Here is a 15,113-nt window from a genome sequence, read left to right on the forward strand (position 1 = left end):
TCCACCGATTCGACGGTGAGATACGCTGGCCACATATGTGGTTTTCGCGTGCGCTTTATTGCGCCTTGGCGATTCATGGACATTCGGGATTTTGGAATACTGCCAATCTAGGGACGTTCCGTTGCATGGAACATGAGGATTGGAGTCATCATCAGCGACGAACCACGTATTAACGACGAGATTCGCGTCTCCCAGGTGCGTCTGATCGGCCCGAACGGCGAGCAGGTGGGAGTCATCGCGACTTCCGTCGCACTGAACCTGGCAAAGGAAGCGAACCTCGATCTCGTCGAGGTGGCGCCCAACGCGAAGCCTCCGGTCGCCAAGCTCATCGATTACGGCAAGTACAAGTACAACGAGAAGATCAAGGCTCGTGAGGCACGCCGCAACCAGAGCACCGCGGAAATCAAGGAAATCCGCTTCCGCCTGAAGATCGACGACCATGACTTCGAGGTCAAGAAGGGCCACGTTGTGCGCTTCCTGAACGGCGGAGACAAGGTCAAGGTCACCATCATGCTGCGCGGCCGTGAGCAGTCCCGTCCAATCGGCGGCGTCGAGCTGCTGAGGCGTCTTGCCAGCGAGGTGGAGGAGTACGGCACCGTCGAATTCGCCCCGAAGCAGGAAGGTCGCAACATCATCATGACGCTTGCGCCGAAGGGCAAGAAGGTTCACACTCAGTCCGAGCAGCGTCGTCGTGGCGATCAGTCCCGTGCCGAGCGTCAGGCCCGTCAGGCCGCGCGTCTGGCCGCCAAGCAGGAGGCCCAGGCACAGGCGGCAGCCGCAGCCAAGGCAGCCGTGGCGTCCGACAAAACGAAGACTTCCGAATCGAAGTAACAAACAAGGAGGGCAGCAATGCCGAAGATGAAAACTAATTCCGCCGCTTCCAAGCGTGTCCGAGTGACCGGTTCCGGCAAGCTGATGCACGCTGGCTCCGCAATGCGCCACAACCTCGAGCACAAGTCCGCTCGTAAGCGCCGCGAGCTGAAGGCCGACGGTGTTCTGGCCACTTCCCAGAGCAAGAACATGAAGAAGCTGCTCGGTCGCTGAGCATAGCGAGAGCTCATATAACAAAGACTTAATAGAAAGCTGAGGAATCAAATATGGCACGTGTCAAGCGCGCAGTAAACGCCCACAAGAAGCGTCGCGTCGTTCTCGAGAGGGCTTCCGGCTATCGCGGCCAGCGCTCCCGTCTCTACCGTAAGGCCAAGGAGCAGCTGCTGCACTCCTTTACCTACAACTTCCGCGACCGCAAGGCTCGCAAGGGCGATTTCCGCAAGCTGTGGATCCAGCGCATCAACGCCGCCGTCCGCGCCGAAGGCATCACTTACAACCGCTTCATCCAGGGTCTGCACCTCGCTGGCATCGAACTGGATCGTCGCGCCCTCGCCGAGCTGGCCGTCTCCGATCCGGAGGCCTTCAAGGTCATCGTCGAGCAGGCTAAGGCCGCTCTTCCGGCTGACGTGAACGCTCCGAAGGAAGCCTGAGTCTTCCGGCGTTCCGCCTTATATGTGCAAGAACCCCCGTCCGTATGCCGGACCGGGGGTTCTCATATATTTCGCGTCAAATCGCTGCTTGAAATTCAGCCAAATGAAAACGGCACGGGTTGCATGTAGGGGGACTTCGATGAATGACATCGATCGGCTGATCAGACAGTTCCTTGCGCATATCGACGTGGAGCGGGGACTGGCGAAGGCCACGGTATCCGCATACGGCGCCGATCTGCGCAAGTACCGTGATTGGATCGCCACGCAGGGCATCAGCAGCCTCGACAAGGTGGACACGCACGATGTGGAACGGTACATCGCCTTTCTTGACGATTCCGGCGAATCCGCGCGCAGCAAGGCGCGTCGGCTTTCGAGCATCCACGAGCTCCATCGCTTCGCCTTGGGCGAGCATGTGGTTGCGGAGGATGTTTCGGCATGTGTCAAGGCGCCGAAAAGCGCGGAAACCCTGCCCGACGTGCTCACCGTGGATGAGGTGGTGAGATTGCTGGATGCGATTCCCGTGTCACAGAGTCGTCCATCCGGCACGGATTCGCCGGAGAGACCGGACGATCCGGTGATGCTGCGCGACAAGGCGTTGCTGGAATTCCTGTACGCGACCGGAGCGCGTGTCTCAGAGGCTTGTGGTTCGAACCTCGACGACATCGATCTGGATGAGAAAGTCGCCCGATTGATGGGCAAAGGGTCCAGGCAACGTCTGGTGCCGGTCGGCGGCTACGCGTGCGAGGCGATCGCACGGTATCTGCGCGGCGGGAGGCCGCAACTTGAGGCGAAGGCGAAAGGCTCTGCCGAACGACGCGCGCTGTTCCTCAACAAACGCGGCAAAAGGCTGTCCAGACAATCGGTGTGGGAGATCATCCGCGCGGCGGGACAGCGCGCGCACATCGATAAGCCACTGCACCCGCACACATTGCGCCATTCCTTCGCCACCCATCTGATTCAGGGCGGCGCCGACGTACGCACCGTGCAGGAGCTGCTCGGACATGCCAGCGTCACCACCACGCAGATTTACACGCACGTGAGCCCGGAAAACCTCATCGAAACGTATCTGACCTCGCATCCGAGAGCCAGATAGATGTTGCGGGATGTGTTGTTGCCGTTTTCATAGGCGATGATGAGTTAGCATGGAACACAGTGGAATCTTTGACACGAGGATGTTGGTAAGGTAAACGGTATGCCTACGGATTTGCTTGGACGTGATTATGAGACGTTTCCCGCTCCGGAGCCGCTGCAGACGCACGGTCCGGCCAGGGTCATCGCCATGTGCAACCAGAAGGGCGGGGTCGGCAAGACCACCAGTTCCATCAATATCGGTGGCGCGTTGAGCCAATATGGCAGACGTGTGCTGATCGTAGATTTCGATCCGCAAGGCGCTGCCACGGTTGGGCTCGGCATTAACGCCAACGCGGTGGAGGATACCGTGTACACGGCGCTGTTCAATCCGCGCATGGATGTGCATAGCGTGATTCACCACACCGATTTCGAGAATCTTGATATCATGCCGGCCAACATCGACCTGTCCGCGGCCGAGGTGCAGCTGGTCACCGAGGTCGGACGTGAGCAGGTGCTTGCCGGCGTGCTACGTCAGGTCAAGGACGAATACGACGTGATCATCATCGATTGCCAGCCGTCGCTGGGCCTGCTGACGGTGAACGCGCTGACCGCCGCGGACGGAGTGATCATTCCCGTGGCCGCCGAATTCTTCGCGCTGCGCGGCGTCGCATTGCTCATGCAATCCATCGAGAAGGTCCAGTCGCGCATCAATCCGAGCCTTGAGGTGTATGGCGTGCTGGTGACCATGTACACCAGGACGTTGCATTGCGAGGAGGTGCTGCAGCGCATCTACGAGGCGTTCCAAGGCAAGGTGTTCCATTCCGTGATATCGCGTTCCATCAAGTTGCCCGACTCCACGGTGGCGGCCGCGCCGATCACCATCTACGCGCCGAACCACAAGACGGCGAAGGAATACCGTGAAGTGGCCCGCGAGCTGATCGCCAACGACATCGTGGCCTGAATCCCGTTCCAAGCTCCCCGTGAGGGGAGCTTTTTTGTTTTCCGAGGTTCTTATTCCACTGCGTTCCGCTTCTGTGGACGGAGATTTGCAGGACACGCAAGAGACTTATGGTCAAGTTGACCATAAGTGATACACTCATGCCCTGTCGATATTCGGAAGCGATTGGAACAGGGGTATTCCATTGATGATGGGCAATGTCTCGGAGCGGCGCAAGCAGCCGCCGCAGATCGGCGTGTCCGTGGTCATCCTCGCCTTGGAGCCGGTGTCGCGATCCAATGACGGCGGGCGCCCCGAAGCCGGACCGTCAGGTGCGGGATCGACATTGTGGATGCCGCTGGTCAAACGCGTGCGCCAACCGTTTCTCGGCCAATGGGCACTGCCCGGAGGCGACCTGCGTGCCGACCATTCGCTAGAGCAGTCGGCGTATGCCGCGTTGGAATCGACCACATCATTGCATCCGAGGTATCTCGAGCAGCTGTACACATTCGGTGACCCCGCACGCTCTCATGGCGGGCTGCCCATGGTGTCCATCGTCTATTGGGCCTTGGTCGGTGGGTCGGACGCGCAGACGGAACCCGTCGAAGGAAACAACGTCAAATGGTTCCCCGTCGATAGTCTGCCGGAACTCGCCTTCGATCATCGTGCCATCATCGACTACGCCATGGGCCGGTTGCGTGGAAAGATCGAATATCCGCAGATCGTCACGCGTCTGGTCGGCGAGCGATTCACCCTGAGCCAACTGCATGACGTGTACGAGGCGGTCACCGGCGAAGCTATTGATCTGGCGAATTTCCGCCGGAAGATGCTCGCATCGGGACAATTGGAGGATACCGGCGAGAAGCTGCGCGTCGGCCGCAACCGTCCAGCCGCCGTCTATCGGTACGTGCGAAGCGCGCTCCGGCGGGCCACGCCGTGGGATCACGGCGGCGACCACCCCGATAGCAAGGGTCAGGAGGAGGACGACGCGTTGACGGCGTTGACGACCATCTGAAACTGGTGTGACGGGTGCGAAAACCGACGCACATCCATCATCGATATTTCATCATCCATGGGGCATCCCATGGCAAACAGACGACAACAAACCAAACGAAGGGAAGGTGCGGTATGGCCGCTACTCTGTCATCGCCATCCGTAGACGAGATCATCGCCCGACTGGGCGCGCAAAGCACATGCGACGCCGGGCTGACGCAGGATCCATGGCACTTCGACACCACCAAGCCGAGTTACGGGCCGGGCGCCTCAATGTTCGACCCATTGCCGAACAACGCTCCCCGACAGCAGGTGCTGCCCCAAGAGTACCGGGACGCTTCCGATGAGGAATTGCAGGAACGCATCAAAGCGGCCAAATCGCGTCTTGGCGACAAGCTTCTCATCCTTGGTCACTTCTACCAGCGTGACGAGATCATCGTGCACGCCGATTTCGTGGGTGATTCGTTCCAGCTCGCCAAGAACGCGACCGAACGTCCCGACGCCGACCACATCGTGTTCTGCGGCGTGCATTTCATGGCCGAAACCGCCGATATCCTGTCCACCCCGGAACAGACCGTGACGTTGCCGAACCTGTCCGCAGGCTGTTCGATGGCCGATATGGCGAACATCGACCAGGTCGAGGATTGCTGGGAGCAGCTCAGCGAGATCTGTGGCGTCAAGCCCGATACCGACGGCAGACAGCAGATCGTGCCGGTCACGTACATGAACTCGTCCGCCGCGCTGAAGGCGTTCTGCGGACGTCACGGCGGCATCGTCTGCACGTCGTCCAACGCGCATGCCGTGCTTGAATGGGCGTTCGCGCGCGGCAAACGAGTGCTGTTCTTCCCGGACCAACATCTGGGACGCAACACCGCGCTCGCCATGGGCATGAGCCTTGACCAGATGCCGGTATGGAACCCGTACAAGCCGGCCGGTGGCGCCGAGGATCCATCCGTGTATGCGGACGCGAAGATGATTCTGTGGAAGGGCTTCTGCTCCGTGCACCAGCGTTTCACCGTCGAGCAGATCGAACGCGCCCGCAAGGCGTATCCGGGCGTCAAGGTCATCGTGCACCCCGAATGCTCGATGGACGTCGTCAACGCGGCCGACGGCACCGGCTCCACCGCGTACATCGTCAAGGAAATCGCCAACGCGCCGGCCGGTTCCGCAGTCGCCGTCGGCACGGAGATCAACCTTGTCAACCGTCTGGCCGCGCAGTATCCGGACAAGACCGTGTTCTGCCTCGACCCGGTGGTCTGCCCGTGCTCCACGATGTACCGCATCCACCCCGCCTACCTGGCATGGGCGCTGGAAAACATCGAACAGGGCAACATCGTCAACCGCATCACCGTGGATGAAGACACCGCGCGCGACGCCAAAATCGCATTGCAGCGCATGCTGGAGGTGCACCCATGATCGTCGTGGTCGGAGCGGGCATAGCAGGCTTGTGCGCGGCGCTCGCAGCAGCCGGAGATGGCCGTCTCGGTAGCGAAGGACTTGCGGAAGGCGGACGCGCGTCGGTCGCCGGCATGGGCGATGGCGCGGCACGCAAATCGCAGGAAGTGCTGCTGGTATGCAAGGACGAGTTCGTCGAATCGAACACGTACCACGCCCAAGGCGGTGTGGCCACGGCTATTTTCGATGACGATTCACCCGCTCTGCACGCCGCCGACACCATGGCGGCCGGCCACGGATTGTGCGACCACACCGCCGTCGACATACTGACGGACGAAGGCGCGCGACGCGTACGCGAGCTCATCGGCGACGGATGGCATGTGGACCGCGACGGGGAAGGCCATGTGCTGCGCGGCCTCGAAGCCGCGCACTGCCGTTCCCGTGTGGTGCATGCGGGGGGAGACGCCACCGGCAAGGTGCTGGAACTCGACGTTTCCGCCATGGTGAAGGCCAATCCGAACATCACCGTGCTGGAGCACGCGTTCCTGAACGACATCCTCGTGCATGACGGCCATGTGGCAGGCGTGCGCCTTGCGGTGCGCGACGCGCAAGGCGGCGTCGAAACGCGCATCGTCGACGCGGACCGCGTGGTCCTTGCCACCGGTGGCGCGGGCCGACTGTACCCGTACACCACCAACCCGGCCGTGGCGACCGGCGACGGCTTGGCCGCCGCGATTCGTGCCGGCGCCCAAGTGGCCGACCTCGAGTTCTACCAGTTCCATCCCACCGCCATGGCGGTGGGCGAGCATTTCCTCGTCTCCGAAGCCGTGCGCGGCGAAGGTGCGGTGCTGCTTGACGAACATGGCCACCGCTTCATGACTGACATCGACCCCAAGGCCGAACTCGCGCCACGAGACGTGGTGGCGCGCGCCAACTTCCGCACCATGCAGGCGCAAGGCGGCAAGCCGATCATGCTCGATGTGTCTCCCATGGCCAAGGAAAACCCCGATTTGGCGGACTTCCTGCGCCATCGTTTCCCAACCATCGACGCCTACACGCGTGCGCTTGGCTTCGACTGGAGCAAGGAGCCCATTCCCGTGGCTCCGGCGGCGCATTACTGGATGGGCGGCATCCGCACCGACCTGTTCGGACGTGCCAGCATCCCCGGCCTGTATGCGGCCGGCGAATGCGCGCGAACCGGCGTGCAGGGCGCCAACCGACTCGCCTCGAACTCGCTGCTCGAAGGCATGGTCTACGGATACCGTGCGGGACTCGCCGCGGCGAACGACGCCGACGACGCAGCATGGCAGCCGCAGGACTTCGACAACAGCGCGATCAAGGGCATGCCGGTATGCCAGCGGCCCATGACGCTGCACATGCCTACGGAAACGACGCAGACCCAGGTGTGGAATCGCACAAGGATCGAAGATGCGATGTGGAAGCACGTCGGCGTGATCCGAGACGGCGACACGCTGCTGCAAGGCGTGAGCGTGCTTGGCGAAGCCCTCGCCACCGCGAATCATGCGGAAGCGGCGGAAAGCGTGGAAAACGGCACGCAAACGGCCGATTACGCGCATCAGGTCGCCATGTGGGAAAACCGCAACCTGCTCACCGTGGGATACGTCGCCGCCGTCGCGGCAGGCAATCGCTGCGAATCGCGCGGCGCGCATACCCGACAGGACTATCCGACCATCAATCCGACCATCGCGCACTCCATCGCATACCAGATGGCGTGACGACGGGACAACGCGACGATACAGCGCGATACAGCGGAAAGGATTTTTGAACCATGCTGACCCGACAGGTCATCCGCACGGCCGTCGAAGCCGCGCTTGAGGAAGACGCCCCCAACGGCGACATCACCTGCGAAACCACCATTCCCGCCGAAGCCCACGGCACCGCAAGACTTGTGGCGAGGCAGGCGGGCGTGATGAGCGGCATCGCCGTGTTCGAAGCCGCGTTCGCGGCGCAGAATCCCGACGTGACCGTGCATGCGGACATCAAGGACGGCGAACGCTTCGAACCGCGGCAGACGCTTGCGACGGTTTCCGGTCCCGTACGCGACCTCCTTACGGCGGAACGAATCGCACTGAACTTCACGCAGCGCATGTGCGGCATCGCCACCATGACGGACGCATTCGTCGAAGCCGCGGCCGGCGCGCGCGAACTGCCCGGATACGTGGCGCCGCGCACCTACGTGGGCACCCGAATCGTCGACACGCGCAAAACCACGCCGGGACTGCGGCCGTTCGAAAAATACGCGGTCACCTGCGGCGGCGGACACAACCATCGATATGGACTGTCCGACGCGGTGATGGTCAAGGACAACCACGTCGCGGCGCTCGCCGAACAGGGCATCGACATGGCCGGCGCGATCCGACACATCCGCGAACAGGTGGGCCACACCACGCATATCGAAGTGGAGGTGGACCGGCTCGAACAGATCGACGCGGCGCTCGCGGGCGGAGCCGACACCATCATGCTCGACAACTTCTCCCTTGAGGACACGCGCAGGGGAGTGGAACGCATCGACGGTCACGCCATCGTGGAGGCCAGCGGCAACATGACGCTGGAACGCGTGCCGCAGGTGGCGGCCACCGGCGTGGACGTGATTTCCGTCGGCGCGCTCACCCACAGTGTGAGCGCCATCGATCTCGGCCTCGACTGGGACTGACGGAGGACTGATGGAACATCTGTATCTGGACGCCGCATCCACGGAGCCGGTCAGCGCCGACGTCATCAGCGCGATGATGCCGTTCCTGACCGAAGCCTACGCGAACCCGATGAGCGTGCACAGCGCGGGCAAAACCGCGGCTCGGGCTCTCGAAGCGGCTCGCGCTTCGATGGCGGCCGACCTGGGTGCGCGTCCGGATGATGTGATCTTCACTTCCGGCGGCACCGAAGCGGACAATCTTGCGATCAAAGGCATTGCAATGGCCCGCATGCGACTGTTGCGCGAAACGTACGGCGAGCAGGTGTGCCCGCGCCTCATCGTATCGTCGATCGAACATCCGGCGGTGTTGGAATCGGCCCGTTGGATGGAACGCTGGTTCGGCTGCGAGGTCGTGGAGATCCCCGTCGACAGCCAGGCGCATATCGACACGGATGCTTTGCGTGCCGAGCTCGCGCAGGGTGAACTTACGCCTTCCACGGGCGGCGCAACGTCCGGAAAACCGCGTAACAGCACGCTTCTGGTATCGACGATGCTCGCCAATAACGAGGTGGGCACGGTGGAACCGATCGACCGGATCGCACGCATCGCGCACGAATACGGCGTGCCGCTGCATGTGGACGCGGTGCAGGCCGCCGGACAGATTCCCATCCGCATGCGCGAATGGGATGTGGATGCATTGAGCCTGTCCGGACACAAATTCGGCACGCCGAAAGGATTGGGCGCGCTGTTGCTGCGCTCCCGTGTGCCCGTCGAACCGTTGATGAGCGGCGGCGGACAGGAACGTTCCCTGCGGTCGGGCACGCAGAATGTCGCGGGCGCGGTCGCCTTGGCCGTCGCATTGCGTGACGCGAACACGAGGATGCGCGACGTGCAACGCGCGCTCGTCGCGTCCCGAGACCGTCTTATCGACGCCATACTTCGCGTGGAGCCGCGCGCGCAGCTGACGGGAGACCCGCAACGCAGGCTTCCCGGGCACGCGTCGTTCGTGTTCCCTGGACTGTCCGGCGAGGCGCTATTGGTCGATTTGGATGCGCGCGGCATCGCCTGCTCGTCCGGTTCCGCCTGCGCCGTCGGTAGGCATGAGGCGCCCGGCACGCTGCTGGCGATGGGATACGATCCGGTCGTGGCGAAATCCGCCATCCGCATGACCTTCCGCGAGCCGCTCGCACCCGAGCAGATCAACCAGATCGCCGCCGTGGTGGAGGACTCCTGCACGGCGTTGCGTGGCGCATCGACGGTCAGCGACCCGGCGATCAACATCCAGGCGCAGCAGGCGACCGCCTGATACCGGACGATATTCTTTTTTGATATTCGATTTTTGATGTCCGTACCCGGCGAAGTGTCGCAACGCTCCGCTAGTATTGGCTCGGTTTGTGTGTAAGTACGGATTTTTAAGTACCGATAGCATGTACGTACCGAACGTTTACGTAAGAAAACAGCAACACTAAGAGAGGTTTCGATGGCGGTTCGCGGCGATATCCGAAATGTAGCGATTGTGGCACACGTCGATCACGGCAAGACCACGCTGGTCAACGCAATGCTGGCCCAGTCCCACGTGTTCAACGAGCGTGAGGAAGTCCCGGACCGTGTGATGGATTCCAACGATCTGGAGCGCGAGAAGGGCATCACCATCCTCGCCAAGAACACCGCAGTGCAGTACACCGGCCCGCTGGCCGCCAAGTACGGCCATCCGGAAGGCATCACCCTCAACATCATCGATACCCCTGGCCACGCCGATTTCGGTGGCGAGGTGGAGCGTGGCATCTCCATGGTCGATGGCGTCGTGCTGCTCGTCGACGCTTCCGAGGGCCCGCTGCCGCAGACCCGTTTCGTGCTGCGCAAGGCCCTCGAAGCCAAGCTTCCGGTCATCCTGTGCGTGAACAAGACCGATCGTCCGGACGCCCGAATCTCCGAAGTCGTCGGTGAGTCCTCCGACCTGCTGCTCGGTCTGGCCCAGGACGTCATCGAGGAAGGCATCGACCTCGATGAGGATTCCCTCTTCGACCTTCCGGTCATCTACTGCGCCGCCAAGGCCGGTTACGCTTCCGAAAACCAGCCGGAAAACGGCGGCCTGCCGGACAACGACAACCTCGAGCCGCTGTTCGAGGCCATCATCAAGAACATTCCTGCTCCGGAATACGAGGAAGGCGCGCCGCTGCAGGCCCACGTCGCCAACATCGACTCCTCCGACTTCCTCGGCCGACTCGGTCTGGTCCGTATCTACAACGGCACCCTTGAGAAGGGCAAGACCTATGGTCTGTCCCGTGTGGACGGCTCCATCGAGAACTTCCGCGTGTCCGAGCTGCTGCGCACGCAGGGCCTGGAGCGCACTCCGGTCGAATCCGCAGGCCCTGGCGACATCGTCGCCGTCGCCGGCGTGAACGACATCATGATCGGCGAGACCATCGTCGACCCGGACGATCCGCGTCCGCTGCCGCTCATCCACGTTGACGACCCGGCCATCTCCATGACCTTCGGCATCAACGATTCCCCGCTTGCAGGCACCGAAGGCAAGGACCACAAGCTCACCGCCCGCATGATCAAGGACCGCCTCGACCGCGAGCTCATCGGCAACGTGTCCATCAAGGTTCTGCCGACCGACCGTCCGGACGCCTGGGAGGTTCAGGGCCGTGGCGAACTCGCGCTGGCCGTGCTTGCCGAGCAGATGCGCCGTGAAGGCTTCGAACTGACCGTCGGCCGTCCTCAAGTGGTCACCAAGACCATCGACGGCGTGGTCAACGAGCCGATGGAAAACACCACCATCGACGTGCCGGAAGAGTACATGGGCGCCGTCACCCAGCTGCTCGCCGACCGCAAGGGCCGCATGGACAACATGACCAACCACGGCACCGGCTGGGTCCGTCTGCAGTTCACCGTGCCGTCCCGTGGCCTGATTGGCTTCCGTACCGCGCTGCTGTCCGCCACCCGCGGCACCGGCATCGCCTCCTCCATCTCCGCCGGCTACGCTCCGTGGGCCGGCCAGATCGTGACCCGCCAGAACGGCTCCATGGTCTGCGACCGTCAGGGCGTCGCCACCCCGTACGCCATGCAGCGTCTGCAGGCACGTGGCAACTTCTTCGTCGAGCCGCAGTCCCCGGTGTACGAGGGCCAGGTCGTCGGCATCAACAACAAGCCTGACGAGCTGGATGTGAACATCACGCTGGCCAAGCACATGACCAACATGCGTTCCGCCACCGCGGATGTGCTGGAAACCCTGACCCCGCCGATCAAGATGAGCCTCGAGGAGTCCCTGGACTTCGCCAACGAGGACGAGTGCGTGGAAGTCACCCCGGAGTCCATCCGCGTGCGCAAGATCATCCTGAGCCGTGAGGACTGGTACAAGTGGCGCGCCAAGCAGCGTCGCCAGAACAATGCTCAGAATAACAAGTGATTCCTCGCATTGTTTTGGCGCTTCGCGGGCACGGTAGTGTGCTCGCTGATACGCTGAACGCTTAAGAAAGGCAAGAGATACCGGTGTTTTCCGCGTATCTCTTGCCTTTTTGCGATTTTGTAAGGAACGTAGGGCATAGTGGAGGGCATGACGCAACGTATGCAGGAAACGCAACCAAAACCGCAATCGCAGGAAAACATCGACCGCAGACTGCTGCCGTGGTCGCATCGTCTGCCGATATGGGCACGTTTCCTAATCGATCTGCTTGCTGGCGCCATCGTCGGCATGATCGGCACGATGGCGCACCGTATGGGCGCGTCCGCGAACATCCCCTACGGTCTCGTGCTCGCGTACATGCTGGTCATCATGTCGACATGGTCCGCACGCTCGCGTGACGGCGTCTCGGGACTCGCCCTGCATCTGATCGGCTCGTCTTTGATGGTCTGGACTGTCATGGCCGGCTACGGTCCCGGCGGGGACGCCATGATTCCCGTCGGTTTCGGCGATTCGGTGTCACTGCCGTATTTCAGCAACAACGTCGGCTATTTCTGGCTGTATGGCGTGGTGCTGATTCCGTTGGTCATGCTCGTGTTGCCGAAACGGTGGTTCACGATGCCACCGCGTGAAGCGGACGGCGCTCCGGAAAATGCGCCGAACGAATCGCAAGAAATGGACAACGCGGCCGACCAACCGGTGGACTAATGCGCCGCACGCCCCAAGGATGCGGTAAGGTGCATAGGTGACCTATAAGGAGGCGAAGGCGTCAATGAGCGCACGAAAGCTGTTCTATCTGGGCCCTCAGGGCACCTTCACGCATCAGGCGGCGGTCGACGCCTCCGAATCGCTGGCCCATGCTGAACCACGCGGCTTCGAACTGGTGCCCATGGACGATGTGCCGCAGATCCTCGCCGCCGCGCAACGGGGCGACGGCTGGGGTGTCGTGGCATGGGAGAACAACGTCGAAGGCTATGTCGTGCCCAACCTCGATGCGCTGATCGACGCGAAGAACCTCGTCGGATTCGCCCGTATCGGCGTGAACGTGTCGTTCGACGCCTACGTGGCGCAAGGATCCGATCCCGATACGGCTCATGTGGCCACCGCCCATCCGCACGGGCTCGCGCAATGCAAGCGGTTCATCGCCGACCACCATCTCACGACGCGCCCGGCCTCGTCCAACGCGGCCGCATGCAGGGATCTCAAAGCGGGCGAAATCGCTTTCGGGCCGGCCATCTGCGGAGAACTGTACGACATCACCCGCATCGGAACCTCCGTCCAGGACTACCAAGGCGCCGCCACCGACTTCCTCGTGCTCGCGCCGCGCGCGGAAGCCGCACGCCTGCTCGACGAATCACGCGCCGAATCGGACATCGAATACGAATCGGTGCTTGCCCTCATCCCCCTGGCCACAGGTCCGGGCGTGCTCGCCGACCTGCTCGACGTGATTCGCGACGCGGGACTCAACATGACCAGTTTCATCTCACGGCCCATCAAAGGGCGTACCGGCACATACAGCTTCATCGCAACCCTCGATGCGGCCCCTTGGGAGCGGCGTTTCCGTGACGCGCTCGTGGAGATCGCGGAACATGGAGACTGGGCCAAGACGCTTGCCGTATACCCGCGCAGGGAACGACCCAACCCGCCCGTCACATCATGGATGCTGCCCCAAGGCGGCGTGCGGCTGGATGACAGGCATCTGCCGGACCATTGGCAGAATAGTGAAACCGCTGGAAGGGAGCTGATGTGGTGAAGCCGCGCATCGCAATCGTAGGACTCGGCCTGATCGGAGGATCGCTGGCACGTCGGCTGGCGAACGCCGGCTGCGAAGTGATCGCATGGAACCACAACGATCGCCCCTATGCCACAGCCGAAGCCGATGGCATCATATGCAAGCCCACATTGGCGGCGCTCGCCGAAGCGAATCCGGACGTGCTGGTGCTGTGCAATCCACTCAAAGCCATGCCCCAGATCCTTGGCACATTGAAACCGCTCATCAATCCCGAAACGACCACGCTCACCGACGTGGGCAGCGTCAAAGGCATGGTCCGTGACCAGGTCAAGGCCGTGGGACTCGACGGATGCTATGTCGGCGCGCATCCCATGGCCGGCAATGAACTGTCGGGATGGGAGGCGTCCGATCCCCAACTGTATGACGGCGCCCTCTGGGCCATCACCGTGGATGAAAACACCGAATACCGCCGGTTCCTCACTGTGGCCGACATGATCGTGAACAGATGCGGCAATAGGCTCATCGTACTCGACGACGCCACACATGACCGCTGTGCCGCGCTCATCTCGCATATGCCGCACGTCGTCGCCACCGCCATGATCAACGAACTGGTGGCCAATCCGAACCGCAATATCGCGGCGGCGCTCGCTGCGGGATCCTGGCGTGACATGACTCGCGTGGCATTGACCGACCCTAACCGTACGCGTGCGATGGTCGAGGAGGACGCGGCCAATGTGGAGACGTTGCTGCGCGACATGGCCAATAGACTGACGCTGATGGCCAACGTGTTGCATGACATGGCCGACGCCAATGTCAGACCGACGGAAGGCGACGTGAAGCAGATGGACCGTTTCTTCGCCCAAGGCCAGCCGTTCCGCGATTACAAGGCCGCCGTCAAGCAACCGGATTACACCGAACGGTGCGAAAAAATCAAGCTTGCGATTCCCGAGGACGATTGGCGGCGCACATTGCTGGAATCCGCCCGCAGAGGCGAGCACATCGTGCGGTTCGAAGGAGAGCATGACGTCATTGTCGAAGTGCGTTCCGCCGTGTGACCGCTCTTCCACGACGACGTTTCATAGAAAATCGTAGGCATACAAAAAAGACGGACGTTTCGATCATTGGAAATGCTGTGATCGAAACGTCCGTCTTTTGTACGACGCTTTCGTTATGGCCGTGGACGTGTCATGGAACGTTCCGGCACCGGCTTGATCGTCACGATCGCGTCGGCTGGGATGGTGACGCGCTGTTCGGGGCGTGAGCCGTTCGCCGCCGCATCGCGCGTCATTTCCAGCTTCTGGCCGTCCCAGGAACGCACGTGTCCCACGTAATCGCGGAATTTCATGCGGTGGTCGACCGGATCGACGCCTTCCAAAGTACGCGCCACGATGCGTGCTCCTACCGGAATCTCATGGGGAATGGGCATTGCCGCCTCCTTTCGGTAT

General features: G+C 62.1%; 15 protein-coding genes. 14 read left to right on the forward strand and 1 reads right to left on the reverse strand.

Going from position 1 to position 15,113, the window contains the following annotated elements:
* The first annotated feature begins 132 nt into the window (after positions 1 to 132).
* The 14 genes from infC (at position 133) to OU26_RS02660 (ending at position 14,723) form a co-directional block, all read left to right on the forward strand.
* Positions 133 to 831: a translation initiation factor IF-3 gene (gene infC, locus OU26_RS02595; protein WP_026646166.1), complete on the forward strand. Its 699-nt coding sequence runs from the start codon at positions 133 to 135 to the stop codon at positions 829 to 831.
* A gap of 18 nt (positions 832 to 849) precedes the next feature.
* Positions 850 to 1,044 (forward strand): 50S ribosomal protein L35, encoded by a 195-nt coding sequence (rpmI, locus tag OU26_RS02600; RefSeq protein WP_003810699.1) that lies wholly within the window; start codon positions 850 to 852, stop codon positions 1,042 to 1,044.
* 53 nt (positions 1,045 to 1,097) lie between these two features.
* The gene (rplT, locus tag OU26_RS02605; RefSeq protein ID WP_026646165.1) at positions 1,098 to 1,481 is read left to right on the forward strand and encodes a 50S ribosomal protein L20; all 384 of its coding nucleotides are present in this window, start codon (positions 1,098 to 1,100) and stop codon (positions 1,479 to 1,481) included.
* A 139-nt stretch (positions 1,482 to 1,620) separates the two neighbouring features.
* The gene (xerD, locus tag OU26_RS02610; protein ID WP_026646164.1) at positions 1,621 to 2,574 is read left to right on the forward strand and encodes a site-specific tyrosine recombinase XerD; all 954 of its coding nucleotides are present in this window, start codon (positions 1,621 to 1,623) and stop codon (positions 2,572 to 2,574) included.
* Between the two features lie 99 nt (positions 2,575 to 2,673).
* Entirely contained in the window at positions 2,674 to 3,513 is an 840-nt protein-coding gene (locus OU26_RS02615) for a ParA family protein (protein ID WP_011743425.1), read from the forward strand.
* A 181-nt stretch (positions 3,514 to 3,694) separates the two neighbouring features.
* On the forward strand, positions 3,695 to 4,504 hold the full coding sequence (locus tag OU26_RS02620) for an NUDIX hydrolase (protein WP_026646163.1): 810 nt from the start codon (positions 3,695 to 3,697) through the stop codon (positions 4,502 to 4,504).
* Positions 4,505 to 4,617: 113 nt separating this feature from the next.
* Positions 4,618 to 5,898 carry a quinolinate synthase NadA gene (gene nadA, locus OU26_RS02625; protein WP_026646162.1) on the forward strand — a complete coding sequence of 427 codons (1,281 nt, stop codon included), beginning with the start codon at positions 4,618 to 4,620 and terminating at the stop codon, positions 5,896 to 5,898.
* A 113-nt stretch (positions 5,899 to 6,011) separates the two neighbouring features.
* The gene (nadB, locus tag OU26_RS02630) at positions 6,012 to 7,613 is read left to right on the forward strand and encodes an L-aspartate oxidase (RefSeq protein ID WP_420312204.1); all 1,602 of its coding nucleotides are present in this window, start codon (positions 6,012 to 6,014) and stop codon (positions 7,611 to 7,613) included.
* A 53-nt stretch (positions 7,614 to 7,666) separates the two neighbouring features.
* Complete coding sequence (gene nadC, locus OU26_RS02635) at positions 7,667 to 8,551, forward strand: carboxylating nicotinate-nucleotide diphosphorylase (RefSeq protein ID WP_026646160.1); 885 nt, start codon at positions 7,667 to 7,669, stop codon at positions 8,549 to 8,551.
* Positions 8,552 to 8,561: 10 nt separating this feature from the next.
* Positions 8,562 to 9,836 carry a cysteine desulfurase family protein gene (locus OU26_RS02640; RefSeq protein ID WP_026646159.1) on the forward strand — a complete coding sequence of 425 codons (1,275 nt, stop codon included), beginning with the start codon at positions 8,562 to 8,564 and terminating at the stop codon, positions 9,834 to 9,836.
* A 174-nt stretch (positions 9,837 to 10,010) separates the two neighbouring features.
* A complete protein-coding gene (gene typA / locus OU26_RS02645; protein WP_003810688.1) occupies positions 10,011 to 11,942 on the forward strand; it encodes a translational GTPase TypA in 1,932 nt (643 codons plus the stop codon).
* 147 nt (positions 11,943 to 12,089) lie between these two features.
* The gene (locus OU26_RS02650; RefSeq protein ID WP_026646158.1) at positions 12,090 to 12,644 is read left to right on the forward strand and encodes a hypothetical protein; all 555 of its coding nucleotides are present in this window, start codon (positions 12,090 to 12,092) and stop codon (positions 12,642 to 12,644) included.
* 64 nt (positions 12,645 to 12,708) lie between these two features.
* Positions 12,709 to 13,689, forward strand: coding sequence for a prephenate dehydratase domain-containing protein (locus tag OU26_RS02655; RefSeq protein WP_026646157.1), 981 nt, complete (start codon positions 12,709 to 12,711; stop codon positions 13,687 to 13,689).
* Complete coding sequence (locus tag OU26_RS02660; RefSeq protein WP_026646156.1) at positions 13,683 to 14,723, forward strand: prephenate dehydrogenase; 1,041 nt, start codon at positions 13,683 to 13,685, stop codon at positions 14,721 to 14,723. The genes OU26_RS02655 and OU26_RS02660 overlap by 7 nt, the downstream gene beginning before the upstream one ends.
* A gap of 113 nt (positions 14,724 to 14,836) precedes the next feature.
* Here the strand turns inward: OU26_RS02660 and OU26_RS02665 are convergent, their stop codons facing one another.
* Complete coding sequence (locus tag OU26_RS02665; protein ID WP_026646155.1) at positions 14,837 to 15,094, reverse strand: DUF6725 family protein; 258 nt, start codon at positions 15,092 to 15,094, stop codon at positions 14,837 to 14,839.
* Positions 15,095 to 15,113 lie beyond the last annotated feature (19 nt).

Origin of the sequence: Bifidobacterium ruminantium DSM 6489, from assembly GCF_000770925.1 — a bacterium.
Lineage (GTDB): Bacteria > Actinomycetota > Actinomycetes > Actinomycetales > Bifidobacteriaceae > Bifidobacterium > Bifidobacterium ruminantium.

Bases quoted from the DNA above. Each gene is read 5' to 3' on its own strand.
- OU26_RS02615 (WP_011743425.1), top strand. From the start codon at position 2,674: ATGCCTACGGATTTGCTTGGACGTGATTATGAGACGTTTCCCGCTCCG.
- OU26_RS02655 (WP_026646157.1), top strand. From the start codon at position 12,709: ATGAGCGCACGAAAGCTGTTCTATCTGGGCCCTCAGGGCACCTTCACG.
- rpmI (WP_003810699.1), top strand. From the start codon at position 850: ATGCCGAAGATGAAAACTAATTCCGCCGCTTCCAAGCGTGTCCGAGTG.
- OU26_RS02640 (WP_026646159.1), top strand. From the start codon at position 8,562: ATGGAACATCTGTATCTGGACGCCGCATCCACGGAGCCGGTCAGCGCC.
- nadB (WP_420312204.1), top strand. From the start codon at position 6,012: ATGGGCGATGGCGCGGCACGCAAATCGCAGGAAGTGCTGCTGGTATGC.
- infC (WP_026646166.1), top strand. From the start codon at position 133: ATGAGGATTGGAGTCATCATCAGCGACGAACCACGTATTAACGACGAG.
- typA (WP_003810688.1), top strand. From the start codon at position 10,011: ATGGCGGTTCGCGGCGATATCCGAAATGTAGCGATTGTGGCACACGTC.
- OU26_RS02665 (WP_026646155.1), bottom strand. From the start codon at position 15,094: ATGCCCATTCCCCATGAGATTCCGGTAGGAGCACGCATCGTGGCGCGT.
- nadC (WP_026646160.1), top strand. From the start codon at position 7,667: ATGCTGACCCGACAGGTCATCCGCACGGCCGTCGAAGCCGCGCTTGAG.
- OU26_RS02650 (WP_026646158.1), top strand. From the start codon at position 12,090: ATGACGCAACGTATGCAGGAAACGCAACCAAAACCGCAATCGCAGGAA.
- nadA (WP_026646162.1), top strand. From the start codon at position 4,618: ATGGCCGCTACTCTGTCATCGCCATCCGTAGACGAGATCATCGCCCGA.
- rplT (WP_026646165.1), top strand. From the start codon at position 1,098: ATGGCACGTGTCAAGCGCGCAGTAAACGCCCACAAGAAGCGTCGCGTC.
- xerD (WP_026646164.1), top strand. From the start codon at position 1,621: ATGAATGACATCGATCGGCTGATCAGACAGTTCCTTGCGCATATCGAC.